This window comes from Caulobacter sp., assembly GCF_035254145.1.
In the GTDB taxonomy this organism is placed as follows: Bacteria; Pseudomonadota; Alphaproteobacteria; order Caulobacterales; family Caulobacteraceae; genus Caulobacter.
The window spans coordinates 1-24776 of the sequence record NZ_DATFAV010000269.1 but is presented as its reverse complement, the minus strand read 5'-3'; the positions used below and the strand labels follow the sequence as shown (position 1 = coordinate 24776).

Sequence of the window (24776 nt, the reverse complement as noted above, 5' to 3'; positions counted from 1 at the left end):
CTACTGGTGGGGATAAAACATGCGACTCCTAACGTGCTCGGCCGCCATGGCCTGCATCGCTCTGACCGCGCCTCAGATCGCTCAGGCGCAGGATCTCGGCTCCAACTTCAAGCGCGACAAGAACGTCAGCGTTCGTCAGCGCCCGCGCCCGGATTACGAGGCGACCGGCCAGAAGGCCGGCGGCTTCACCCTGTATCCGCGGATTACGGGTGACGTCGAGCACAACGACAACATCTACGCCACGGCGACGGGCAAGACCGACGACACCATCTGGCGCGTGAAGCCGGAACTGGCTGTTCGTTCGGACTGGTCGCGCAACGCGCTGGGCTTCTTCGCTGGCGGCAACATCATCCGGTATTCGGACAACGATACGGAAAACGCCGAGGAGTACACGGTCTCTGCGAACGGCCGGCTGGACATCTCGCGCGGCTCGAACCTGACCGGGTTGGTCCAGACGCAGCGGCTAGTTGAACCGCGCACCTCGCCGACCGCTCCCACGGCGGCGGGCAAGCCGGTGAAGTACGACCTGACCCAGGGCTCGGTCTCGCTGACGAAGGAGTTCAATCGCCTGCGCGTCACCGGTCGCCTGGACGACAAGGACTTCAACTACAAGGACGTCCCCAACATCGCCGGCACGGCGATCGTCGATCAGGACTTCCGTGACCGCAACGAATTCAACTATGGCGCCAAGGCCGAGTATGCGGTCAGCCCGGATACGGCTGTCTATCTGACGGCGACCGGCAACAAGAAGGACTACGACACCAACGTCGCCGCTTCGAACCGCAACTCGGACGGTTACGTCGTCGGCGTCGGCGCCAACTTCGACGTTTCGAATCTGGTGCGTGGCGACCTGCAAGTCGGCTACATGAGCCAGTCGTACGACAACCCCGCCTTCTCCAAGATCGACGGCTTCAACGCCGCCGGCCGCCTCGAGTGGTTCCCGACCCAGCTGACGACGGTCGGCATCAATGGCTCGCGCACGATCGAGGAATCCACGGCGGCGGGCTCGCAAGGCTACATCTCGAACAACATCGGCGCGTCGATCGACCACGAGCTGATGCGCAACGTCCTGCTGTCGGCCGCCTACGCGCACGGCAAGGACAACTACAAGGGCGTTGATCGCACCGACAAGCGCGACAACTTCTCGGCGACGGCGACCTATCTGCTGAACCGCCGCGTCGGCCTGTTCCTGACCTATAACTACCTCAAGCAGGACTCGTCGGGCGCCCAGAACGGCGCCGCGTTCAAGGACAACAAGGTGATCGCTTCGGTCGCGCTTCAGTTCTGATAAAAACGTCCACGAAACGGCAAGCTTTGCCGATTACTGAGAGTGGTTATGGACGGCTCTGGTTTTGAAACTTCGAACGCTCCGGTGAATGACACCGGAGCGTTGTCTTTTGACCTGAACATCGCGATCGCGACCTTCAGGCGGCGATTCCGTCTGTTCGCGGCGGTGGCGGTGGTGGTGTTCGCGGCGGTGGTGCTGTTCACCCTGCAGCAGGTCCCAAAGTATACGGCCACGGCCCAGGTGATGCTGGACGTCCGCAAGGAACAGGTCACCGACATGAGCGCGGTGCTCTCCGGATTGCCGGCGGATTCGTCCGTCGTCGACACCGAGGTCGAGGTTCTGAGGTCGCGTTCGCTGGCCGGGCGGGTGGTCAAGGAGCTGAAGCTCGACCAGGACCCCTACTTCAACCCCTACCTGCCGAAGGCCAAGGGCGCGACCGCCTGGCTGTCTTCGATGAGAAAGGCCGCCGCGCCTCTGGCGGTGACCGATCCCGTCGAGCTGCAGCGTCGGCAAGAGCGGATCGTCGACAATGTGCTGGGAGGGCTGAGGGTCCGCCGCGCGGGCCTGACCTATCTGATCTCGATTGAATACACCCACGTCGAGCCCAAGCGCGCGGCCGAGCTGGCCAACGCTTTCGCCAACCTCTACCTGACCGAGCAGCTGGAGGCGAAGTTCGACGCGACGGCCAAGGCCAACGAGTGGTTGGACACTCGCGTGGCCGAACTGCGCGATCAGGTCGCCCAGGCCGACGCCGCCGTCCAGCAGTACAAGATCGCCAACAACCTGCTCAGCGCCGAAGGCGCGACCCTGACCGAGCAGGAAATCTCCGGCCTGAACCAGCAGTTGGCCTTGAGCCGCGCCGCCCAGGCCGAGACCGATGCGCGCCTGAACATCGCTCGCCAGCAACTGGCGCGCGGCAGCACGGGCGAGGATGTCGGCGAGTCCCTGAATTCGCCGGTCGTGCAACAGCTGCGCAAGCAGCGCTCCGAAAAGAGCGCCCAGGTCGCCGATCTCAGCGGCCGCTACGGCGAGCGCCACCCCGACCTGCTGAAGGCCAAGCGCGAACTGGCCGACATCGATACGCAGATCCAGGCGGAAATCCGCCGGATCATCTCCAACCTCGAGGCTCAGGCCCAGGTCGCGCGCCAGCGCACCGGCTCGGTGGCCGCTAGCGTCTCCCAATCCAAGGGCACGCTGGCCGGCAACAACCGCGCCGCCATCGGCCTGGCCGAACTCGAGCGCAAAGCCCAGTCGGTCAAGACCCTGTACGAGAGCCTTCTGGCTCGCTTCAAGCAGACCACGACCTCGGAAGGCATCGAGCAGGCCGACGCCCGCGTGGTGTCGCCCGCCAAGATCCCGACGCGTCCCAGCTATCCCAAGCCCTCGCTGAACCTGGCCTTGGGTCTGGTGCTGGCGTTGGGCGCGGGCGCGGCCTCGATCGTCCTGGCCGAGATCCTGATGGCGGGCCTGTTCACCGAGGATGAGGTCGAGCGTCGTCTGGGCCTGCCCTACCTGGGCGCGGTCCCGACGCTGGATACCACGGTCGACGACGCCAAGGCTCTGAAGGGGTTGACGCCGCCGGACTACCTGTTGGCCAAGCCGCTTTCCAGCTTTGCTGAAAGCCTGCGCAAGCTGCGCGCGTCGATCCTGTTCTCCAAGGTCGGCGAGACGGTGAAGGTGATCGCGATCACCTCGTCCCTGCCTGGCGAGGGCAAGACCACTACCACCTTCTCGCTGGCGCGCACCTTGGCGACCTCGGGCGCCAAGGTCATCGTGGTCGACTGCGACCTGCGCCAGAGCGCGATCAGCCAGTTCCTGAAGGAGCCGGCCAAGGTCGGCCTGCTGGAGGTGCTGAACGGCGTTTCCACGCTGGAGGCGGCGTTGGTCGACGACGAAAGCGGCGCACAGATCCTGCCGCTGGCCAAGTCGGCCTATACGCCGCGCGACGTGCTCGGTTCGGCGGCCATGCATCGCCTGCTGCAGGAGTTGCGCAACCGCTACGAGATCGTGCTGCTCGACACCGCGCCGCTGCTGGCCATCGCCGACACGCGCATCCTGGCGCCGCATACCGACGCCGTGGTCATGCTCGTGCGTTGGAAGAAGACGCCAGTGAAGGCCGTTCAGTCGGCCCTGTCCCTTCTGCAGGGAACGCGGGCGTTCATCGCCGGCGTCGCCCTGACCCAGATGGACCTGAAGGCCCAGTCCCGCTACGGCTACGGCGACTCCTATTACTACTACGCCAACTATCGAAAGTACTATGCGGACTAGGACGCGATCGGGCGGGGGCGCGCCGTCGCCCGGAGCGGCCAGGACTCGAAAACTGCAGGTCTCAGAGGGCGTCGCGATCGGCGCCCTCGTTGCTTTGGTCCTGGCCGAGATCATCGTGTTCGGAGCCAGCGACGTGGCGGTGGCCGCGGTGTTCGGCGCCGTCCAGGCCGCCTTCCTCCTGACGCTTCTGATGACGTGCGGCTGGGCCCGTCGGGTTTCAAGCGTGTTGGCCGCGCCTTGGCCAGGCTTGATGTTCGTCGCCCTGATGATCGCCGTGGCCTGGTCCTTGACACCGTTTGGCCCCGGCGGCGCCCATCCGGTTTGGGCCTATTTTGGCGAAGGTTCGGGGGCCATCACGGTCGACCGTTCGTCGGTGGCGCTCAACCTCTTGAGGTTCGTGGGCCTGGCCTGCCTGTTTCTGGCCGCGCGGATCGTTGGCGCGTCCGAGACCCGGCGGCGTGCGCTGTTCTGGTGGATGGTGCTGGCGTTGGGCGCCTTCGCCGCCCTGGCCATCATCGATCATGTCAGCCTGCGCGCCAGCCGCCGCCTTACCGCCACCCTGCTCAGCCCCAACAGCGCCGCGACCTTGATGGGCGTCGGCCTGGTCTTCGCCGCGGCGTTTTTCTCCCAGGCGATCCAGCGCGCCGGCGGCGCGCTGCGACTGGAGAGGCTGAGCCTGGACGCCAGTCTGGCTCTGGGCTTGGCGGCGGTGTTCGCCGTCGCCCTGGCTCTGACCGCTTCTCGGGCCGGGATCTTCTCCACCGTCGTTGGTCTGGCGGTCCTGCTGACGTGGCAGGTTCTGGCCCAAGGCCGCAAGCTGCGCGCGGTGGCCATCGTCGGCGGGGCGGCGGGCCTGCTGATCGTGATCGGCGTGGCCATGCGCAGCGCGGACCTGACGGCCGCCCGCCTCCAAAACCTCGAGGGCGATGTCGCCGTTCGCAAGGTGATCTTCGACGCCCACTGGCAGGCCTTCCTCGGCTCGCCCTGGTTCGGGTTCGGGCTCGGCTCGTTCCCGATCGTCAACCAGTTGATCGCCACCAGCGAGAACCTGAACGTTCTCTTCGACGTACGCGCCACCCATAACCTCTATCTCCAGTGGCTGGAGGAGACCGGCGTCGTCGGAACCCTCATGATGACGGCCTGGATGCTGGCCGCCCTGTGGCGGACGGGAAGCGAGGCGACCAAGCCCGGTACGGTCGGGACCCTGGCGCGCGCGACGATCGCCGCCGCCATCGTCGTATTGCTGCACGGCTTGTCGGACTTCGCGGTTCAGGTGCCGGCCCTGCAAGCGTTGTTCGTGGTGGGCCTGGGCGCGATCACCGCCGTGGCGCCCTCGCGCCGCACGCCGCCGGCCATCGGCTGGGGGACTCCCGCCTTCGCCGCTGGTGCGCTGCTGGCCTCGCTTCTCGTCGCGACGCCGCTGGTGGTTTCCCGGTTTGGCGGCGATATGGCCTGGGCGCCCACGGCGTCGGCCGAGGTGTTGGCCACCAGCCTCGAAAAGGATCTGGCCCGCGAGAGCAAGGATCCTCTCGTCCAGAAGCGGATGTTGGCGACGGCCCATCGCGAGGTCGCCATGCGGCCAGGGTCAGGCGGCGCCTGGCTGCGCATGGCCGCCGTTGAATTCCAGCGCGGCGACGCCGACGCGGCCAACAGGGCGCTGGACCATTCGCTGTCGGTGGCGCCGCTGCAGACCAGCCTCTTCGAGAGCAGAACGCGCCTGGCCTACGAGAACTGGCCGTCCCTGACCCCGGCCGTCCGCCAGCAGGTGATGTATCAGGCGCGGATAGAGTTCGCTCGCTCGAACGGAGCGCGCCGGTTGACGGCCCTGGCCAATAGCATCCGCAATCCATCGGGCCGCATCGGCCTAGCCTTCCTGATCGTGGCCGAACGCGCCACCCAGGAGCAAGCCAAGGCCGCCGCCGGTCAGTAGGCGTTCTCGGCGACGAGAAGGCTGGGGACGGTCATCAGGACGATACGCGCGTCCTTCATGACCGACCATGTCTCGATGTACTCGATATCGGCCTCGACCCGCTTGCGCATGGCTTCCAGGGTTTCGGTGCCGCCACGCAGCCCCTTGACCTGCGCCCAGCCCGTCAGGCCGGGTCGCGCCTGATAGCGCGCGTAATATTCGGGGATCCGGGCGCCGTAATAATCGTCGTGGGCGGCGGCGTGAGGCCGCGGGCCGACGATGGACATGTCGCCCTTCAGAACGTTCAAAAGCTGTGGAAGCTCATCGATGCTGGTCGCGCGCAGCAGCCGCCCAAGCCGGGTGACGCGATTGTCGCCGCGCTGGGCCTGGGTCAGTTCTGGGCCATCCTCGCGGCAATGCATGGTGCGCAGCTTCAAGATCTGAAACTGCGTTCCGCCGAGGCCGCCCCGGGTCTGCCGGAACAGGGCCGGACCGGGCGATTCCAGCTTGATCAGCAAGGCGGCTAGCAACAGCAGGGGCGCGAACAGCACCAGAAGCAGGGAAGCAGCAGCGATGTCGAGCGTGCGTTTTCGCACATCGACCGCAACGGGCGCGGGGGCGCCGCGCAATTCTGGCGCTAGACGTTCGGAATACGATCCTCCGTCCACCAGTTAACCCTCTTAATTCCCCACCAAGTTGTCGGCCGGTTTTCCAGTTCCAACCCTCACACGCTATCCCAAACGACTCAGAGCGTCGCGGGGAAATTCCCGCCGACGGCCACATATGTTTAATCGGAATAAACTGTGCTTTTTCACGGGCCATTAGCGCCAGCGCGTTACATCGTCAGGTAGCAGGAGTTCTGATCGATGATCGACGCCAAGATGTCCTTCGCCCCCGTGGAAATCGCCGCTCCGGCCCGCGACCGGCGTATGGCGCCTTTGGCCGGCCTGGGCCTGGCCGCTCTGGTGTCGCTGGGCATGTGGGGTCTCCTGGCCCTGATGGTCTCCCGCCTCTTTTGACGCTCTGGCTCGACGTCGAGCCACGCATCTCGAACCGCTTGCCGCCCGCTCCGGACCTCCGGGGCGGGCGGCGCGCTTTTCGGTCCAAAGGAAGACCGGTCTGGGAAGAACGGGCTGGCGGCCCGCCCACGAGAAAAGCCCCGGACCGTGAAGGCCGGGGCTTTGTCTTGGTCTGAAGCACGCCTTGCGATCAGACGGCGGCGCTGGTCCACAGCGCGGTGCCCGGCACCTGGCGTTCGATCCAGTGATAGTTCAGGTCCTCCCAGGGCGTGGCCCAGGGGGTCAGGTTGTCCAGCACCCAGTCGCCGCTCTTCAGCGAGATCATCAGCACCGCGTGGCCTTCGCCCCGGGCGGTGACGGCGACGGCCAGGGACAGCGCGCTCTCGGGAACGCCGGCGGCGATCAGCTGGCGGCGCTTTTCCAGCGCGTAGTCCTCGCAGTCGCCATACAGCTTGCCGTCCACCAGGCGCGGCAGCGACCAGTATTCAGGCTGACCATAGAGGTCGAGGTCGCTGGTCTTCTTGACCTCGCGGTTGACCGACTGGTTGACCAGGTTGAGCAGCTTCAGCTGTTCGCGCTCGCCACGGGCGGCCCAGGTCTCGGCGATGGCGGCCGGCGGGGCGGGCTCGACGGCCGACGCGTCGGTGGCGGACTGGTCGGCCGAGATCGCGCCGGCCGGGACGAAGCCCTCGGTCGTCGCGGGGGTCCAGGCCTGGATCGTGGCCACCGAGATCAGTCGGGCGTCTTCGGCTTCGGCGGGGGATTGGGCCGCCTCGAAGCGATGCGGCGCGGCGCCCACCGACGAGGTCGAGGTCAGGCCGGAAGGGGCGCCCAGGCCCATAAGGGCCAGCTGGCCCGACGGCAGGCCGCACGTCTCGACATCGCGACGGCAGAGTTCGGCGAAGCCCATCGGGGCGCTCATTCCGTTTCCGCGCGGCATGAACGGCATCGAACCGGCCTGGGCGCTGGCGCCAACCATCAGAGCGGCTGCCCCGGCGATCCCGATAACAATGTTTCGCGTATTGAACATGCTGACCCCGCTGTGTTCGTGGGGTCAGTATTCATTTGGGCCGCCAACTTAAGCTGAATTTAGATGGTATAATTAAGATGTTAAGCTGTGGTGATTTTGATATTAACTTGAACAAAGCCCATCTTTACTTGGTAAATTGATGGGAAATGGTTGTGCTAAATTATGGGTTAACCGGTGGCGTCACCGTTGAACCCAGGCGCGGCCTGGGGCAAAATCGGATCGACCTTCCCGGCGACTTGTCGCCGCCCTGGCGAGCGTGATGTTCAAATCCCTGTTCCGCACTAAGCAGCAGCCGCAACGTTCGGCGTCCACGGACGGCCGGGCGCTCTATGCCGTGGGGGACGTGCACGGCCGACTGGATCTGCTGGACGGGCTGATCGATCGCATGACCGAGGATTTCCGGACCTTGGGACGCCAGGACCGGCCGATGCTGATCATGCTGGGCGACTATGTCGATCGCGGCGCCCAGTCGGCCGCGGTGATCGACCGGCTGATCGACCTGAGCGCGCAGGCCGAGGAGGGGCGTTTCGAGTTCCGGGCGCTGATGGGCAACCACGAGGAAACCCTGCTGCACTTTCTGGACGATCCGATGGCTGGACCGTCATGGGTCGAGTATGGCGGCGGCGAGACCATGGCCTCCTATGGCGTGCAGCGGCCCGTGGGCCGGGCCGAGCCCGAGGTCTGGGAGCAGACGCGCGTGGCCTTCCGCGCGGCCTTCCCGCCGGCCCACGAGGCCTTTCTTCGGCGGCTGGAGCTGATGGTCGTCCATGGCGACTACGTGTTCGTCCACGCTGGGGTGCGGCCGGGATTGCCGCTTGAGCGCCAGGTGGCCGCCGACCTGCTATGGATCCGCAACGAATTCCTCGACGCCGCGCACGGCCTGGACGCCACGGTGGTCCACGGCCATACGCCCGTGGAAGAGGTCTTTGTCGGCCGTCGCCGGATCAACGTCGATACAGGCGCCTACGCGACCGGCGTGTTGACGGCGGTTAGACTTGACGGCGGCGAGCCGAAGATCATTCAATTTAGTAAAGCACGCGCCGCCTGAGACTTCGCCTTGTTCATCGTGCGGTCACGTGCGATGTGGCATTTCAACGTCCTGGTCCGATAAGTCTCAAGGTGAGAAGCTTCGCAATGATCGGTGTTCCGAAACTCTCTCGCGCCCTCTCCATGTTGGCGCTTGCCGCTTGCGTGACGTTCGGCGGCCTTGTCGGCGCGGTTCACGCCCAGGTCGCTCCGGCCGCCCCCGCCGTCGCGCCCGCGCAATCGATGGATTACCTGCTGGGCCCGGCCGACAAGGTCCGGGTCACCGTCTACGGGGAACCGTCGCTCTCGGGCGAGTTCTTCGTCACCGGCAGCGGCCTGATGTCCCTGCCGCTGATCGGCGAGATCAAGGCTGGCGGCATGACCGTCGGCCAGTTCCAGCAGGCGGTGCAGAAGGCCCTCAGCGACGGCTACCTGAAGGATCCGCGCGTCAGTGCGGAGGTCCTGACCTTCCGGCCGTTCTATATCCTGGGCGAGGTCGAGAAGCCCGGCACCTATCCCTACACGTCGGGACTGACGGTGCTGAACGCCGTGGCGACCGCCGGTGGCTTCACCTATCGCGCCGACAAGAAGAACGTCTGGATCAAGCACAACGGCGAAACCTCGGAGCAGAAGAGCGAGCTGACGCCGTCGATCGTTGTCGCGCCCGGCGATACGATCCGGCTTGGCGAACGCTTCTTCTGACCCGGCGACATCGACGACACCAGGCGCGGCGGAGCGATCCGCCGCGCTTTTTTGTTGGTCGAGCCCCGCGCGGCCGAACGGCGATCTGCGAGATTGAGACGCTGCGTCAACAGAATGAGACGCCTCGGCATCGGATCGTCGGGCGGCGATTGCTAGACTCCCCACGAGAGCGGTGATCGTCTTCCCGTCTGGACGCCCGTTCTCGCAAGGCCCGCGCGCCGTCGCCACTGTTCGAGGCGACGGTGGGGGTCGACCCGTGGCCTGGCGACGCCGCGCGATCGCCGTCGCCCTCCCAAGCGCCACAGGGTGGGGGATTCCGTCCGTGAGCTCAGCGCTCGCGGACGGAAGTCCGTCCCGAGCGCGGATGGATCCCTCTAAACCAGATGGGCTCTAGGCGCCCCAATGGCCGCGCAGAGGAAGGCCAGGAAGATCTCGTCCCGCGGCCAGGCGCCCGGCGGGGCGCCTTGGGCGACGAGGCCAGACCAGAGGGCGTAGAGACCCACCGCGATCTGTAGCGAAGGCAGGATGGGGTTCAGGTCGTGCCGCTTGACGATCTCGTCGACGATCAAGGCGAACTCAGCGTGAAAGCCCATCTTCGCGCTGTCATGGGCCGAGGCGAAAGCCGGATCTCTTTGGGCGTGGAGTTGCAGCTCGATCGCCAGCAACGACCATTGGGTGTCCTGGGCCAGAACGGCCAGGCGCGCCGCGAGGGTGGAAAGGACCGTCTCCAGCCCTTCGCCCTGGACGGAGCGAACGATGCTCTGCAGCGTCTGGACCTCCTCGCGCATATGATCATGCATCAGCGCCAGCAGCAGCTCGTCGCGGCTGGAGAAGTTGGAGTAGAAGGCCCCCTGCGAGTAGCCCGCGTCTTCGCAGACCGCGCGCAGCGACACCGCGCCGATGCCCCCGCGCACGATCGCGGCGTGCGCCGCCGCGATCAGGCGCTGGCGCGTCTCCAGCCGGCTTTGTTCCCGCGTCTTGCGCAAGGCCAGGGCCCTCGATCTCATATCCCTGCCTATTGCGGCTTTGATCGCTTCTTCAGGCTGTCCCGAAGCTGTTCAAGCCAGGTCAGGGCCGCGCCCGCCGCCTGGCTACCCTTGCCCAGCAAGGCCGAAAGCTCGGTCTCGGCGTGCTCGCGCGTGGCGTCCTTGTCCGGAAGCGGCGGCAGGATGTGCGCGTAGTAGGTCTTGCCCAGCAGCCGATGTAGCAGGCGTTCGCCCAGGAACGGCTCGTTGTTGTTCAGCGCCCGCGCGGCCTTCAGGAGGTTGCGGATGTCGTACTGGGTGGGGCTGATGTCGGCGACCTGCTTGGGCAGGTCCAGCAGGGTGTAGACGCCGATCCGGGCGGTGCGGACCGAGCATTCCATCGTGAAGATGATGTCGTTGCTGGTCTCCACGAACTGGCCCAGCAGCGCGAGATTCGTGCAGCCTTCCGGCACGACGCGGGGACGGTCGCCCGCCGCGCGGGGCATGAACTCGGCGGTGATGTAGGGCATCAGCGCCAGGCGCACCTTGGTGGCGGCCGCGATCTCGTCGATCTGGTCGACGATTCCCAGGTGATAGCAGAGCTCGGTCAGGATCTCGCGACCGGTGCAGGCCGGCATCGGCTTCTTCACGTGGTCGCCGTCCTTGTCCATCAGCAGGGCGTAGACCCACAGCACCAGCACGTCGTCGGGCTGGCCGGGGAAGTGCGGCTGGCGGTTGCAGGTGAAGCTCAGGACCCAGCTGGAGTCGGTGAAGGTGATGACGCCGCCGGTGACGGTCTTGCCCGAATAGGGATCGTTGACGGAGAGCTCTTTCAGCTTGTCGACGAAGGGCGAGGGCCGGCAAGTCAGGGTGGCCGACTCCCAGGTCGAGCGGGCGACGTCGCCGTAGAACTTCTCCGGTTTGCCAAAGACGGGGGATTTGCTCGCCAGGTTCTTCCAGAGGGTCCAGTCGCTGCCCTCGCCCGGCTCGCTGTTTTCCCGTTCGAGCACGGGGACGGTGTCCATGTCGCCATAGGCGGCGCCTTCGGTCATCGAGCCGGTCAGGGCGAAGATCAGGTCGTCCGGGCCCAGCGCGATCGTCTCGTCCGCGCCGCCCGCCTTGCAACGGATGGCGGTGACGGTGCGCTGGCCGTCCCGTTCGGCGAAGTCGAGGTCATAGGCGCGGGTGTCGAACCGCACCTGCACGCCCTTGTCCTTCAGCATGCGGACCAGCGGCGTGACGAAGCTGTCGTATTGATTGTACTTGGGGAACACGAGCGCCGACATGTCGGTCAGCCCGTCGATCGCATCGAGGAAGCGGTGCATATAGAGCTTCATCTCGAGCAGGCTCTGCCATGTCTGGAAGGCGAACATCGAGCGCCACAGGAACCAGAAGTTGGTCTCGAAGAAGCTTTCGCCGAAGTACTCCTCGATGGTCACGTCATCGAGGTCCTCCTTGCGCTTCAGCAGCAGCTTGATCAGCTCCCACTGATGGGCCTTGCTGAGGCCCAGGGTCGAGAAGTCGCGGATCTGGCCCTGCTTGTGCATCAGGCGCGACTTCGACCAGTTGGGGTCGTTGTCGTTCACCAGGCGATACTCGTCGAGCACGCTGTAGCCCTCGGGCAGCTCCAGCGCCGGCACGTCCTGGAACAGGTCCCAGAAGTGATCGTAGTTCCAGTTCATCTCGCGGCCGCCGCGGATGATGTAGCCCTGCTCGGCGTCGCCAGCGCCATCCAGCGAACCGCCGGCGATGTCCATCGTGTCGAGGATGGTTATGTCCTCGCCCTTCATGCGGCCGTCGCGGATCATGTAGAAGGCGGCGGCCAGGCCGGCGATCCCGCTGCCGATGATCCAGGCCTTGCGGCCCTCGACCCGCGGCGCCGGCAGGGGCCGGTTGCGCATGTAGGGGCCGACGGCGTCGGGCGGCGGAAGGGTGTCGTTCGGACCCTTGCGCCAGAACGCCTCACCGATATTGGCCTCGACCTTCGGCTTCGCGTGGGGCGGCTGGGCGCTCTGGGGGCTGGCGGTCATGATCGTTCCTTCCGGATCCGGCTGGCGGAAAACACGGTTGGAATATCGGGTGATATCTGGATCTCGATTGATACGGATCAAAAGGCGCTCGCGACGCTGCGGATCGCCGCCGAGGCGGGCGATGCGAAACGTATTGACGTTCCTAGTTAATCGGTTAGCTAAAGATGATCGCGAGGATGGTGTCATGGCGGGTGCGAAGGCGGCTGATCCGGAGCGACGGGACTCTCGAACCATCCTGTTCGACGCCACCGCGGCGCTGCTCTCGGAGCGGTCCACGATCGAGGTCTCGCTCAGCGAAATCGCCCAGCGCTCGGGCCTGAACTCGGCGCTGATCAAATACTATTTCGGGAGCAAGGAAGGCCTGCTCCTGGCGCTTCTGGAGCGCGTGGCCGAACGCGCCATGGCCGACCTGGCCCATCTGGTCGGCCTGGATATTCCCGCCGAGCAGAAGCTGCGCATCCACATCGGCGGCATCATCAACACCTACTACCGCTCGCCCTACGTCAACCGCCTGATCAACTACATGATCGTGCGGAGCGACAAGGCCTCGAGCGAGCGCGTGGCCCAGATCTTCGTCGAGCCGATGATCGCCGCCTACCGCGCCATCGTCGATCAGGGCGTGGCCGAGGGGGCCTTCCGGCCGCTCGATCCGGGCATGCTCTATTACAGCGTGGTCGGCGCCTGCGAGCACATCTTCTACGCCAGCTATTCGCTGCCCACGACGCTGGGACTGTCGGAACTGACCGAGGAAGTCCGCCAGCAATATGCGCGGCACGTGTCGGATCTGGTCTTCCACGGCGTGCTGGCGCATCCCGCCAGGGAAGCTTGACGCGCATATTAATCGAACGCTTAATCGATCGAATAACAATATGATCTAGGAGGAGACGGCCATGGCCGAGGCGCTGATCATCGACGCCGTTCGCACCCCGCGCGGCGTGGGCAAGGTGGGCAAGGGCGCCCTGGCCCATCTGCATCCGCAGCATCTGGCGGCCACGGTGCTCAAAGCCATCGCCGAGCGGAACAAGATCAACACGGCCGACGTCGACGACGTGATCTGGTCGACCTCCACGCAAAAGGGCAAGCAGGGCGGCGACCTAGGCCGCATGGCGGCGCTGGACGCCGGCTATGACATCAAGGCCTCGGGCATGACGCTGGACCGCTTCTGCGGCGGCGGCATCACCACGGTGAACCTGGCCGCCGCCCAGATCATGAGCGGCATGGAGGACCTGATCGTCGCCGGCGGCGTCGAGATGATGAGCCTGACCGCCGCCATGGCCGCCCAGGAGCAGGCGGCCGGCTTCCCGCCGGGCTTGATGGGTTCGGGAAACGAGCACCTGGACATGCTGCACCCGCAGTCTCACCAGGGCGTCTGCGGCGACGCCATCGCCAGCATGGAAGGCATCACCCGCCAGGACCTCGACGCCCTGGGCCTGGAAAGCCAGAAGCGCGCCGCCCGCGCCATCGCCGAGGGGCGTTTTTCCAAGTCGATCGTCCCGGTGCTCGATCACGACGGCGGCGTCGCGCTGGACCATGATGAATATCCCCGCCCGGAGACCACCGCCGAGGGCCTGGCCGCGCTGAAGCCGGCTTTCACGGCCATCGCCGACTATCCCTACGACGCGAAGGGCTCGACCTTCCGTGGGCAGATCAACCGCCGCTATCCGGACCTTAAGATCGAGCCCATGCACCATGCCGGCAATTCGTCGGGCGTCGTGGATGGCGCGGCGGCGGTGTTGCTGGCTTCGCCGGCCTACGCCGCCAAGCATGGCTTGAAGGCGCGCGCCCGCGTGGTCGCCATGGCCAACATGGGCGACGACCCGACCCTGATGCTGAACGCCCCTGTTCCGGCCGCCCGCAAGGTGCTGGCCAAGGCGGGCCTGAAGGTCGAGGACATCGACCTCTGGGAGATCAACGAGGCCTTCGCCGTCGTCGCCGAGAAGTTCATCCGCGACCTCAAGCTCGATCGCGCCAAGGTCAACGTCAATGGCGGCGCCATCGCCCTGGGTCATCCGATCGGCGCGACCGGCGCGATCCTGATCGGCACGGTGCTGGACGAGCTGGAACGCACCGGCGGCCGCTACGGCCTGGTCACCATGTGCGCGGCCGGCGGCATGGCGCCGGCCATTATTATCGAACGCGTTCAGGCCTGATAGAGAGGTCTGCGGCGCCTGACCCCGTCGCCGGTGCGAACGGCGACGGGGGGCAGGACCGAGGCGAGAGACATGAGCAAGACCCAGAGACTGACCGGCCGCACGGTGCTGATCACCGGCGCCTCCTCGGGCATCGGGGCCCGCTTCGCCCGCATCGTGGCCGCCGAGGGCGCGGCGGTGGTGATCGGCGCGCGCCGCGTAGACCGCCTGGAGGCTCTGCGGGCCGCCATCGTCGCCGACGGTGGCAAGGCCCTGGCCGTGGCGCTGGACGTCGCCGACGAGGCTTCGACCATCGCCGCCTACGACGCCGCCGAGGCCGCCTTCGGGCCGGTCGATGGGGTGGTGGCCAATGCCGGCGTCAATATCGAGGGGCTGGCCGCCGACCTCGCCGTCGAGGATTTCGACCAGGTGTTCGCGGTCAATGTCCGGGGCGTCTTCCTGACCGCCCGCGAAGGCGCGCGACGCATGCGGGCGGCGGGGATCGCCGAACGCGGGCGCATCGTGCTGGTCTCGTCGATCACCGCCAGGATGGTGACGCCGGGCGTGACGGCCTACAGCGCCTCCAAGGCCGCCGTCAGCCACATGGGCCGGCACATGGCCCGCGAGTGGGCGCGCACGGGGCCCAACGTCAACAACCTCTGCCCCGGCTACATCCGGTCGGAGCTGGCTGGCGACTGGTTCGAGACCGAGGGCGGCCACAAGCAGATGAGCAAGTGGCCGCGTCGCCGGATCTTGGACGAGGACGCGCTGGACCCGATGCTGATCTATCTGCTCTCGGACGAGAGCAAGGGTGTGACCGGCGCGGACTTCACCATCGACGACGGGCAGTCGCTGTGAGCGGCGCGCGCGACGACAAGCGGGGCGCGGCGATCGCGGCCAAGGTCGAGGCCTTTGTCCGCGAGGTCGTGGCGCCGTACGAGCATGATCCTCGGCGGGGCGCGCACGGCCCCTCGGACGCGCTGATCGAGGAGCTCCGCGCCAAGGCCAGGGCGGCCGGGGTGCTGACGCCGCACATCCTGGCGGACGGCTCGCACATCTCGCACCGCGAGACGGCCCAGGTGCTGCGCGCCGCCGGCCTATCGCCCCTGGGTCCGCAAGCGGTCAACGTCGCCGCGCCCGACGAGGGCAACATGTACCTGCTGGGCAAGGCCGCCTCGCCCGAGCAGCGCGCGCGGTTCCTGGATCCGCTGGTGGCGGGCCAGGCCCGCTCGGCCTTCTTCATGACCGAGCCAGCGGCCGACGGCGGGGCGGGATCCGACCCGTCGATGCTGATGACCACGGCTGTCCAGGACGGCAATCACTGGGTCATCGACGGCCGCAAGGCCTTCATCACCGGCGCCGAAGGAGCCAAGGTCGGCATCGTCATGGCCAAGGCCGAAGCCCAGGGCGAACAGATGGGCGCGACGATGTTCCTGGTCGATCTGCCCGATCCGGCCATCCGCATCGAGCGGGTGCTGGACACCATCGACAGCTCGATGCCGGGCGGTCACGCCGTGGTGTCGATCGAAGGCCTGCGCGTTTCGTCCGACCAGGTGCTGGGCCAGCCGGGCGAGGGCTTCAAGCTGGCCCAGGTCCGCCTGGCGCCCGCCCGCCTGACCCACTGCATGCGCTGGCTGGGCGCTTGCGTGCGAGCCAATGAGATCGCCACCGCCTACGCCGTCCAGCGCCACGCCTTCGGCAAGCCGCTGATCGACCACGAGGGCGTCGGTTTCATGCTCGCCGAGAACATGATCGAGCTGAAGCAGGCCGAGCTGATGATCGACTGGTGCGCCGACGTCCTGGACGGCGGTTCGTTGGGAACGACCGAAAGCTCGATGACCAAGGTCGCCGTCAGCGAGGCCCTGATGCGTATCGCCGACCGCTGCGTCCAGGTGATGGGCGGAACCGGCGTGACCGGCGACACCATCGTCGAGCAGGTCTTCCGCGAGGTCCGCGCCTTCCGCATCTACGACGGCCCGACCGAGGTCCACAAATGGAGCCTCGCCAAGAAGATCAAGCGCGACGCGGCCGCCCACGGGTGAGCCACGAAGCCATCCTCGCGCGGCTGGCGGCTGATCCTGTCGAAAGAGGACGACCGCCTTGGAAAGAGAACTGGCGCAACCGACACATGCCGCCGCTGGGCTTCCGGATTTTCGAAAGCAAAGGTCAGCGAGGAGAGCAAAGGCGAGGCCGCGAATCTAGCGTCCGCGCGCGCAGTCCGACCTGTCCGGCAGGCCGCTGAACTTCCTGTTTCTGGAGATGCGCCAAGTTCCGCGACTGGCGCTTGCTTAACCTTGGAAGCTGCGCTCCTCGCGTAGTGATGCAATCTCCCAAAAAATCCCGCTACAGGTGGTAAAAATCCTTTACGTGGCCGATCTGCCGCGAAAGTCTCCGATTGGCGCGTTGAGATTTGGGAGAGAGCGAAATGGCCGAAGGCGGTCTCGATCGCATCGATCGGCGCATCCTGGAGATCGTCCAGGAGGACGCCTCCCTGACCGTCAACGAACTGGCCGAGGCCGTGGCCCTGTCGCAGAACGCCTGCTGGCGACGCCTCAAGCGCCTCGAGGACGACGGCTATATCCTCAAGCGCGTCGCCCTGGTCGATCCGGTCAAGCTGGGCTCGGGCATGGTCGTCTTCGTCACCGTCCGCGCCGCGGAGCACAGCGACGAATGGCTGGCCGCCTTCGCCGGGGCCGTACGCACCATCCCCGAGGTCGTCGAATTCTACCGGATGAGCGGCGAGGTCGATTACCTGCTCAAGCTGCGCGTCAAGGACATCGCCGCCTATGACGGGGTCTATCGCCGGCTGATCAAGGCCGTGCGCCTGCTCGACATCAGCTCCGCCTTCGCCATGGAGGAGATGAAGTTCACCACCGCCGTGCCGATCGCCCTCTGAGCGGGCAACCGCCCGCGCCCGGCGCAATCGAGAAAAAATGGGGTCGCCACGCCGCGTTTTCCGGTGGGGCGATCGCCCCGACCGCCGTCTAAGAGCACCGGCGCCGGGGCGCGCCAGGCAGCGGGAGCGCGTAGGACGATGGGCGGGATCAAGCAAGGCCGGGCAGGGCGGATCGTGGGAGCGGCCTCGGCCCTGGCCCTGGCGATGGGCGCGAGCCTGATCGCCCCGACGCTGGCCGAGGCGCGAACCCCCGCGCCCGCCGTCCGCCCGGTCGCCATCGTCGGGGCCATCGTCTTCGACGCCACCGGCGCGCCGCCGCGCCCGGCCACCGTGGTCATCGAGAACGGCCGCATTACCGCCGTCGGCCCCAAGGTCAAGATTCCGCGCGGGGCCCAGGTGATCGACGCCAAGGGGGAGGCCCTGTTGCCGGGCTTCTTTGATCTCCACACTCACTGGACCGGCGGCGGCGTTCCGGCCACCACCCCGCAGATCGCCAGCGCCTACGTCGCCGCCGGGGTGACCACGGTCAACGACTTCAACGCCGCGCCGGAATCCTTCACCCCGCGCCGCCAGTGGCTCTCGACCCTGGTCGCGCCGCACGTCAATTTCGCCGCCCGGGTCAGCACCCCCGGCGGCCACGGCGCCGACTGGGCCGACACCGCCACCACCAAGTGGGTCAACACCCCCGAGGCCGCTCGCGCCGCCATCCAGGCCCTGGCCCCCTACAAGCCCGACCTGATCAAGGCCTTCACCGACGGCTGGCGCTACGGATCCTCGCCCGACAACACCAGCATGGACGGCTGGACGCTCTCGGCCCTGGTCGACGAGGCCCACAAGCAAAACCTCAAGGTCTTCACCCACACCGTCACCGTCGAGCGCGGCGCGGTCGCCGGCAAGGCCGGCGTCGATGTCATCACCCACAGCCTGCAAGACCGCCCGATCGACGACGAGGCCCTGGCCGCCATCAAGGCCGGCGGCACGGGCGACACTCCGACCCTGGCCGTCTACGAGCCGGTCAAGCCCGGCGAGCCCGTGCGCGATCCGGCCGATCCCAAGAACCGCCAGAGCTTTCGCAAGTTCGACTTCGCCCTCGCCAACGCCCAGCGTCTGCACGCGGCCGGCGTCACCCTGGGTCTGGGCACCGACGCGGGCATGCCCGGAACCCCGCACGGCGTCTCGACCCTGCACGAGATGGAGCTCCTGGTCCGCGCCGGCCTGACCCCCAGCCAGGCCTTGATCGCCGGCACCGCCGATAGCGCCAAGCTGATGAACCTGTCGGCCGATCGCGGGACCATCGCGCCGGGCCAGCGCGCCGACCTTGTGCTGATCAAGGGCGAGCCCTGGAAGACCATCGCCGACGTCCGCAACACCGACCGGGTGCTGATCGACGGCAAGCTGGTCTTTGGCCCCGGCGCCCCGCCGATGAGCGCCAATCAGGCCGCCAGCCCGCCGGCCATCGCCGCCAAGGCCCTGATCGACGACTTCGAGCGGAGCGACCGCCGCTCCAGCCTCGACACCCTGCGCACCGACGATCCGGACGGCGGCATGGACCGCACCGTCGAGATCAGCCAGGTCATCGCCCGAGGGACGCAAGGCCGGGCCCTGTCGCTGTCGGCCCGCATGGCGGTCAAGGCCAAGCCCAGCGCCGGGGTGATCATTCCGCTCAGCCGCGGTTCGATCCAGCCAGTCGACGCCAGCGCCTTCAAGGGCGTGCGCTTCGAGGCGCGCGGCGATGGGGCCTATGCCCTGGGCGTCACCACCACGGCCGGCCGCTGGTCGGCGCCGTTCACGGGCGGGGCTGACTGGCGCGTGGTCGAGATCCCGTTCTCGGCGCTCAAGAGCCTGCGCGGCAAGGGCGAGTGGACGGCCAAGGACCTCACCGAGGTCGAACTGATGGGCGGCCGCGCGGCCGGCGAGACCCTGTGGCTCGAGATCGACAACGTCAGCTTCTACTAGCGCCAGCCCAGCGCGCGGCGGGACCCGGCCCCCGCCGCGCGGCTTAGTTTCCCTGGCGCCGCTGCGCCAAAAACTGCCGCGCCTTGCAAATTCTACCGGTTTAGTGGGGTTTCGATAGCGGGCGGCGCCCGCTTCGTGGGCGATCGGCGCCCAGCCGCCAAGCAACACCAAAAACGGCGATTTTCTGGCCGCGCGAAGGTGGGGCATCAGCACGCGCTTACGTCTCAGAGCGTGTCGATCGAGACCGGCGTAAGCCAGCCGGCGGCGCAAGCAAGACCAAGAGGGGGTCATCATGAACCAGCACTTCCAACGCCGAACCCGGGCGCTTCTCCTGGCCACTAGCGCCAGTCTGCTAGGCGCGGCCGTCGCCCACGCCCAAGCCCAGGCGCCCGCCGCCGCTCCGCAGGACGCGGCCACCGTCGAGGAAGTGATCGTGGTCGGCACCCAGATCGCCGGCTCCAAGGTCACCGCCGCGGTCCCCGTCACCGTCGTCGACGCCGCCCAGATCGCCACCACCGGCGCGGTCTCGGGCGATGACCTGCTGCGGTCGGTGCCGCAGATGGGCAATGTCACCTTCAACAGCACCAATGGCGCGACCAGCAGCAACTTCGCCCGCGGCGACGTCGGCTCGATCAACCTGCGCGACCTGGGCGTCGGCAACACCCTGGTGCTGCTCAATGGCCGCCGGGTCGTGACCTGGCCCGGCACCCAGGCCGACGCCAACCTCGCCCCGGTCCTGACCACCAACTCCAACACCCTGCCGGTCTCCGGCATCCAGCGCCTGGAAGTGCTGCGCGACGGGGCCGCGGCGCTCTATGGCGCCGACGCCGTGGCCGGCGTGCTCAACACCGTGCTGCGCGATGATCTCGACGGTGGGACCGTCACCGTGCGCTACGGTGGGGCCGAAGGCACGTCGATGCGCGACTTCAACCTGAACTTCGCGGTCGGCCAGAACTTCAAGGACGGTCGCGGCAACGTCACCCTGTCGGCCGACTACGCCTATCGCAGCGCCCTGAAGTCGACCGACCTCGACTACACCGCCAGCGGCGACAAGCGCCCGCTGTTCGCCAATACCAGCTTCGCCGGCTCCAACACGCTGGATCGCCGCAGCACGCTCAGCCCCTGGGCCGACTTGACCGTGATCGGCCAGACCGGCGCGGTGCGCCAAGGCACGACCAACCTGACGACCGCCGCCGGGGTCTTCCACATCCAGCCGACCGCCGACGGCTCGTGCGGCTCGGTCCTGGCTGGCGGGATCTGCATCGGCACGGGCACGCGCGCCACCTCCGGCGCGGCCCGCGACACCCGCTCGGACGCCCAGTCGGTCTATGGCCTGTCGGTCATGCCCAAGATGCGCCGCACCAACCTATTCAGCACCTGGCGCTATGACCTGACCGACGACGTCACCGCCTATGGGGAGCTTGGCTACTACATCTCCGACACCCACAGCGTGCAGGACTCGGTGTTCACGATCGGCTCGACCAAGATCGCCATCCCCGCGTCCAACTACTGGAACCCGTTCGGCCCGGTGACCTTCGCCGACGGCACGGTCAATCCCAACCGCCTGGCCAACCTCAACATCCCCGCTACCGGTCGCGCCGTCAGCCTGACCAACTACCGGTTCGGCGACCTTGGCCCGACCAATGTCGACGTCAAGGGCAAGCAGGTGCGCGTGCTCGGCGGGCTGAAGGGCAACGCCTACGGCTTCCGCTGGGACAGCGCGCTGCTCTACACGGAGGCCGGCGTCACCGACGTCCAGGACGGCGTCAGCTCCACGGCGCTGCAAAAGCAGCTCGCCCTGTCGACCCCCGACGCCTACAATCCGTTCAACGGCGGCAGCGCCAGCAACCCGACCGGAATCGACGGCGCGCCCAGCTCCAAGGCCGCCCTCGACGCCATCCGCGTCAAGACCTACCTGAAGGGCCGCTCGACCCTAGCCCAATGGGACTTCAAGGTCTCGAAGGCCGACCTCTTGGCCCTGCCGGCCGGGGATCTGGGCCTGGCGGCCGGCGTCGAGCTGCGCCGTGAGACAATCAGCGACAACCGCGACGCCCGCGTCGACGGCACCATCAAGTTCACCGACGCGGTGACCGGCGAGGTCCAGACCTCGGACCTCTTCGGCGTCAGCCCGACCCCCGACTCCAAGGGCTCGCGCAAGGTCGCCTCGGCCTATGCGGAACTTGCCGTACCGGTGGTCTCGCCGGATATGAACATCCCGCTGGTGCGCAATGTCGAGGTGCAGCTGGCCGGCCGCTATGAGCACTACAGCGACTTTGGCGACGTCGCCAAACCCAAGGTCGCCCTGGCCTGGGACCTGGTCGACGGCGTGCGGGTGCGCGGCTCGTTCTCAAAGGGCTTCCGCGCCCCCAACCTGCTGCAAGTTAATTCCGCGATCGTCACCCGCGGCAACACTCGCACCGACTACATCTTCTGCGAAGCCGATCTGCGGTCCGGCAAGATCAGCACCTTCAGCGCCTGCTCGGCCTCGATCGTCGCCACCGCCCAGCGGGCCGGCAATCCCGACCTGAAGGCCGAGACCTCGCAAAGCCAGTCGCTCGGTCTCGTGCTGCAGCCGAAGTTCATTCCCAGTGAGCTGGGCCGCTTCACCCTGACCGTCGATGTCTGGGACACCAAGCAGAACGGTATCATCGGCGTCTTCGGCGAAGGCAACGCCCTGATCCTCGACTACCTGCTGCGCGTCCAGGGCTCGAGCAATCCCAACGTCATCCGCCTGGCCCCGACCGCCGACGACATCGCCCGCACCAATGGCACGGGTCTGGCCGCCGTTGGCCAGGTCACCTACGTCAAGGACCAGTACCAGAACCTCAATCCGCAGGACGTCCGCGGTCTCGACGTCAGCCTCAACTGGCGTCTGCATGGCACGCGGTTCGGCGACTTCGACGCTGACATCAATGTCGCCCACTTCAACAAGTTCTACCGTCAGCCTTCGGCCGAGATCGCCGAACTGCTCGCCGCCCGCCAGGCCGGCAAGATCAACGCCGGCACCTCGATCACCGGCGGCGGCGATCTCCTGCGCCAGAACGGCACGCCCAAGACCAAGGTCTCGGCCTCGCTGACCTGGCGCTACGAGCAGCTGACCGTGGGCGCCTTCACCAAGTACATCTCTTCGATGGACGACACCTCGCTCCTGGCCACCGACGGCACGCCCTGGCAGGTCGAAAGCCAGGTGACCGGAAACCTCTATGGCCAGTGGGCCGTGGCCAAGGGACGCCTCGAAGGCTCCAAGATCCGCCTGGGCGTCAACAACATCACTAACGAAAACCCGCCGCTGGCCTCGGGGACCTACGGCTATCTCGGGGCCGTCTACCAGCCCTACGCCCGCTACTGGTACCTGAGCCTCAGCAAGTCGTTCTAGCCGCGCGGCGAGGAGCGCCGGACGAACCTCCCCAGGGGCGTCCGGACCCTTCGCCTCGGCCCGCCGGACGCCCTCTGCCCAGGGCGCCCGGCGGGCGCCCACCGTTCCGCTTCTCTTTTGATCAAGGACCGCCCGCGTTCGGCGGCGTCAGGAGATCCCGTGTCAAACCCGTCGAGACTGGCCAGCGCCGCCGCGCCACGTCGCCGTGTCCCCTGGCTGGCGCTCAGCGCCGCGCTGCTGCTGGCCGCCTGCGCCACGACGCCTCCGCCCAAGCCGCAGGCCGAAGCCGCCCCGCGCCCGGCCGCCCCGCCGCCCAAGGGCCTGGTCCCGGCCCGCGATCCCTATCCGAGCACCTACGCGCCCGCCGCCTCGGGCCTGACGGCCATCGTCAACGCCAACATCTACACCGGCGCGGGCCAGAAGATCCTTGGCGGCATGGTGGTGTTCGACGCCGGCAAGATCGTCTCGGTCGGTCCGGCCGCCGCGCCGCCGGCCGGCGCCAGGGTCATCGACGCGAAAGGCCGCTGGGTCACTCCCGGCCTGATCGACGCCCACTCGCACCTTGGGGTCTTTCCGGCTCCGGCGGTCACCGGCCAGGTCGACGTCAACGAGAACATCGACCCCAACACCGGCTATGTCTGGGCCGAGCACAGCGTCTGGCCCCAGGACGCCGGCTTCGAGCGGGCCCGGGCCGGCGGCGTCACCAGCCTGCTGATCCTGCCCGGCTCGGCCAACCTCTTTGGCGGCCGCACCGTGGCCCTGAAGAACGTCCCGGCCGTCACCGTTCAGGCCATGAAGTTCCCCGGCGCGCCCTATGGCCTGAAGATGGCCTGCGGCGAAAACCCCAAGGGCCGCTACGGGGCCCGCGGCCGCACCCCCGCCACCCGCATGGGCAATGTCGCCGGCTATCGCCGCGGCTGGATCGAGGCGGCCGACTACGGCAAGCGCTGGGCCGCCTACGACAAGAAGGCCGCCAAGGGGGACGGGGGCGAGCCGCCCAAGCGCGACCTCACGCTCGACACCCTGTCGAGCGCCCTGAACGGCGAGCTCCTGGTCCAGAACCACTGCTACCGCGCCGACGAGATGGCCAACCTGATCGATGTCTCCCACGAGTTCGGCTACCACATCACCGCCTTCCACCACGCGGTCGAGGCCTACAAGATCGCCCCGCTGCTGGCCCGCGAGGGCATCTGCGCGGCCGTCTGGTCGGGCCGCTGGGGCTTCAAGATGGAGGCCTATGACGGCATCGAGGAAAACGCCGCCCTGCTGACCAAGGCCGGGGTCTGCGTCTCGCTGCACTCGGACGATCCCAACATCATCCAGCGCCTCAACCGCGAGGCCGCCGTCGCCCAGGCCGCCGGCCGCCGGGCCGGAATCGTCATTCCCGACGAAGTGGCCATTCAGTGGATCACGCTGAACTCCGCCAAGGTCATGGGCGTGGCCGACCGCACCGGCTCCCTGGAGCCCGGCAAGATGGCCGACATCGTGCTGTGGAGCGCCGATCCCTTGAGCATCTATGCGCTCGCCGACCTGGTGTTCATCGACGGCGCCATCGAGTTCGATCGCCAGGCGCCGCGCCGCCCCTCCGACTTCGAGCTCGGCCAGAACCGCGGAGACCTCGCCCAATGAAGCCGATCCTTTCCGCCCTGGTCGGCCTCCTGGCCGCCTCGGGCCTGGCCGCGCCGGCCTTGGCCGCGCCCGCCACAGCCATCGTCCATGCCCGGCTCCTGACCATGGGGCCGGCCGGCGAAATCGCCGACGGCACGGTGATCCTCCGCGATGGCAAGATCCTAGCCGTCGGCAAGGGTCTGGCCCCGCCGGCGGGGGCCAGCGTCATCGACGCCAAGGGCGCGATCGTCACCCCCGGGCTCTTCGCTCCCAACACCGTGCTGGGCGTTCGCGAGGTCAATTCGGTCAAGGGGACGGACGACGCCAAGAGTTCGTCTTCCGACCTCGGCGCGGCCTTCGATCCGCAATATGGCCTCAACCCCGACACCACCCTGGTGCCGGTCGCGCGCCTGGGCGGCGTCACCCGCGCCATCGTCGTGCCGGCCCCCGGCGGCGACGGCGAGGGCGGCGGGGCCGACGACGGCGACGGCGCGCTGTTCGACGGCCAGGTCCTGGCCATCCGCCTGGCCGGCGATCTGCTGGTCAAGCCGCGCCTGGCCGTGGCCATGCGCTT

At 67.5% G+C, this 24776-nt stretch carries 18 protein-coding genes and 1 pseudogene; 15 read left to right on the top strand and 4 right to left on the bottom strand.

The annotated features are described in order from the left end of the window. Nucleotides 1-19: 19 nt before the first annotated feature. The 3 genes from VJ655_RS16445 to VJ655_RS16435 all read left to right on the top strand — a co-directional run bounded on the left by VJ655_RS16445 (nucleotide 20) and on the right by VJ655_RS16435 (nucleotide 5486). Nucleotides 20-1288, top strand: coding sequence for an outer membrane beta-barrel protein (locus tag VJ655_RS16445; protein ID WP_324112927.1), 1269 nt, complete (start codon nucleotides 20-22; stop codon nucleotides 1286-1288). 48 nt (nucleotides 1289-1336) lie between these two features. Next, nucleotides 1337-3556: a polysaccharide biosynthesis tyrosine autokinase gene (locus VJ655_RS16440; protein WP_324112925.1), complete on the top strand. Its 2220-nt coding sequence runs from the start codon at nucleotides 1337-1339 to the stop codon at nucleotides 3554-3556. 115 nt (nucleotides 3557-3671) lie between these two features. Then, entirely contained in the window at nucleotides 3672-5486 is a 1815-nt protein-coding gene (locus VJ655_RS16435; RefSeq protein WP_324112923.1) for an O-antigen ligase family protein, read from the top strand. Here VJ655_RS16435 and VJ655_RS16430 read toward each other — a convergent pair. After that, nucleotides 5480-6094, bottom strand: a complete 615-nt coding sequence (locus VJ655_RS16430; protein WP_324112921.1) for a sugar transferase — start codon at nucleotides 6092-6094, stop codon at nucleotides 5480-5482. The two genes, VJ655_RS16435 and VJ655_RS16430, sit on opposite strands and share 7 nt — an antisense overlap. A 237-nt stretch (nucleotides 6095-6331) precedes the next feature. On the opposite strand from VJ655_RS16430, the gene VJ655_RS16425 reads away from it, so the two are divergent. Continuing rightward, the gene (locus tag VJ655_RS16425) at nucleotides 6332-6484 is read left to right on the top strand and encodes a hypothetical protein (protein ID WP_324112919.1); all 153 of its coding nucleotides are present in this window, start codon (nucleotides 6332-6334) and stop codon (nucleotides 6482-6484) included. A 190-nt stretch (nucleotides 6485-6674) separates the two neighbouring features. Here VJ655_RS16425 and VJ655_RS16420 read toward each other — a convergent pair whose 3' ends face one another. Beyond that, nucleotides 6675-7514, bottom strand: coding sequence for a transglutaminase-like cysteine peptidase (locus tag VJ655_RS16420; RefSeq protein ID WP_414646994.1), 840 nt, complete (start codon nucleotides 7512-7514; stop codon nucleotides 6675-6677). A gap of 259 nt (nucleotides 7515-7773) precedes the next feature. Here VJ655_RS16420 and VJ655_RS16415 point away from each other — a divergent pair, with 259 nt between their 5' ends. Beyond that, nucleotides 7774-8562: a metallophosphoesterase family protein gene (locus VJ655_RS16415; RefSeq protein ID WP_324112915.1), complete on the top strand. Its 789-nt coding sequence runs from the start codon at nucleotides 7774-7776 to the stop codon at nucleotides 8560-8562. 86 nt (nucleotides 8563-8648) lie between these two features. Beyond that, complete coding sequence (locus VJ655_RS16410; RefSeq protein ID WP_324112913.1) at nucleotides 8649-9242, top strand: polysaccharide biosynthesis/export family protein; 594 nt, start codon at nucleotides 8649-8651, stop codon at nucleotides 9240-9242. A gap of 374 nt (nucleotides 9243-9616) precedes the next feature. Here VJ655_RS16410 and VJ655_RS16405 read toward each other — a convergent pair whose 3' ends face one another. Continuing rightward, on the bottom strand, nucleotides 9617-10228 hold the full coding sequence (locus VJ655_RS16405) for a TetR/AcrR family transcriptional regulator (RefSeq protein WP_324112911.1): 612 nt from the start codon (nucleotides 10226-10228) through the stop codon (nucleotides 9617-9619). Between the two features lie 29 nt (nucleotides 10229-10257). Next, nucleotides 10258-12237 carry an oleate hydratase gene (locus VJ655_RS16400; protein ID WP_324112909.1) on the bottom strand — a complete coding sequence of 660 codons (1980 nt, stop codon included), beginning with the start codon at nucleotides 12235-12237 and terminating at the stop codon, nucleotides 10258-10260. A 184-nt stretch (nucleotides 12238-12421) separates the two neighbouring features. On the opposite strand from VJ655_RS16400, the gene VJ655_RS16395 reads away from it, so the two are divergent. The 9 genes and pseudogenes from VJ655_RS16395 to VJ655_RS16355 form a co-directional block, all read left to right on the top strand. Then, entirely contained in the window at nucleotides 12422-13066 is a 645-nt protein-coding gene (locus VJ655_RS16395) for a TetR family transcriptional regulator (RefSeq protein ID WP_324112907.1), read from the top strand. 61 nt (nucleotides 13067-13127) lie between these two features. Then, on the top strand, nucleotides 13128-14387 hold the full coding sequence (locus VJ655_RS16390; protein WP_324112905.1) for an acetyl-CoA C-acetyltransferase: 1260 nt from the start codon (nucleotides 13128-13130) through the stop codon (nucleotides 14385-14387). Nucleotides 14388-14459: 72 nt separating this feature from the next. Continuing rightward, nucleotides 14460-15224 carry an SDR family NAD(P)-dependent oxidoreductase gene (locus tag VJ655_RS16385; protein WP_324112903.1) on the top strand — a complete coding sequence of 255 codons (765 nt, stop codon included), beginning with the start codon at nucleotides 14460-14462 and terminating at the stop codon, nucleotides 15222-15224. Beyond that, a complete protein-coding gene (locus VJ655_RS16380; protein WP_324112901.1) occupies nucleotides 15221-16408 on the top strand; it encodes an acyl-CoA dehydrogenase family protein in 1188 nt (395 codons plus the stop codon). Before VJ655_RS16385 ends, VJ655_RS16380 begins: the two co-directional genes overlap by 4 nt. A 383-nt stretch (nucleotides 16409-16791) precedes the next feature. Beyond that, on the top strand, nucleotides 16792-17262 hold the full coding sequence (locus tag VJ655_RS16375) for an Lrp/AsnC family transcriptional regulator (RefSeq protein WP_324112899.1): 471 nt from the start codon (nucleotides 16792-16794) through the stop codon (nucleotides 17260-17262). Nucleotides 17263-17400: 138 nt separating this feature from the next. Beyond that, nucleotides 17401-19218 (top strand): amidohydrolase family protein, encoded by a 1818-nt coding sequence (locus VJ655_RS16370; protein WP_324112897.1) that lies wholly within the window; start codon nucleotides 17401-17403, stop codon nucleotides 19216-19218. 292 nt (nucleotides 19219-19510) lie between these two features. After that, entirely contained in the window at nucleotides 19511-22594 is a 3084-nt protein-coding gene (locus VJ655_RS16365; protein WP_324112896.1) for a TonB-dependent receptor domain-containing protein, read from the top strand. Between the two features lie 159 nt (nucleotides 22595-22753). After that, nucleotides 22754-24223 carry an amidohydrolase gene (locus VJ655_RS16360; RefSeq protein WP_324112894.1) on the top strand — a complete coding sequence of 490 codons (1470 nt, stop codon included), beginning with the start codon at nucleotides 22754-22756 and terminating at the stop codon, nucleotides 24221-24223. Then, nucleotides 24220-24776, top strand: a pseudogene (locus tag VJ655_RS16355) (imidazolonepropionase); the annotation flags it as partial. The gene VJ655_RS16360 and the pseudogene VJ655_RS16355, both read left to right, overlap by 4 nt.

Coding starts and splice junctions, on each gene's coding strand:
- VJ655_RS16445 (WP_324112927.1), top strand. CDS start 20: ATGCGACTCCTAACGTGCTCGGCCGCCATGGCCTGCATCGCTCTGACC.
- VJ655_RS16440 (WP_324112925.1), top strand. CDS start 1,337: ATGGACGGCTCTGGTTTTGAAACTTCGAACGCTCCGGTGAATGACACC.
- VJ655_RS16425 (WP_324112919.1), top strand. CDS start 6,332: ATGATCGACGCCAAGATGTCCTTCGCCCCCGTGGAAATCGCCGCTCCG.
- VJ655_RS16420 (WP_414646994.1), bottom strand. CDS start 7,514: ATGTTCAATACGCGAAACATTGTTATCGGGATCGCCGGGGCAGCCGCT.
- VJ655_RS16415 (WP_324112915.1), top strand. CDS start 7,774: ATGTTCAAATCCCTGTTCCGCACTAAGCAGCAGCCGCAACGTTCGGCG.
- VJ655_RS16410 (WP_324112913.1), top strand. CDS start 8,649: ATGATCGGTGTTCCGAAACTCTCTCGCGCCCTCTCCATGTTGGCGCTT.
- VJ655_RS16400 (WP_324112909.1), bottom strand. CDS start 12,237: ATGACCGCCAGCCCCCAGAGCGCCCAGCCGCCCCACGCGAAGCCGAAG.
- VJ655_RS16395 (WP_324112907.1), top strand. CDS start 12,422: ATGGCGGGTGCGAAGGCGGCTGATCCGGAGCGACGGGACTCTCGAACC.
- VJ655_RS16390 (WP_324112905.1), top strand. CDS start 13,128: ATGGCCGAGGCGCTGATCATCGACGCCGTTCGCACCCCGCGCGGCGTG.
- VJ655_RS16385 (WP_324112903.1), top strand. CDS start 14,460: ATGAGCAAGACCCAGAGACTGACCGGCCGCACGGTGCTGATCACCGGC.
- VJ655_RS16375 (WP_324112899.1), top strand. CDS start 16,792: ATGGCCGAAGGCGGTCTCGATCGCATCGATCGGCGCATCCTGGAGATC.
- VJ655_RS16370 (WP_324112897.1), top strand. CDS start 17,401: ATGGGCGGGATCAAGCAAGGCCGGGCAGGGCGGATCGTGGGAGCGGCC.
- VJ655_RS16365 (WP_324112896.1), top strand. CDS start 19,511: ATGAACCAGCACTTCCAACGCCGAACCCGGGCGCTTCTCCTGGCCACT.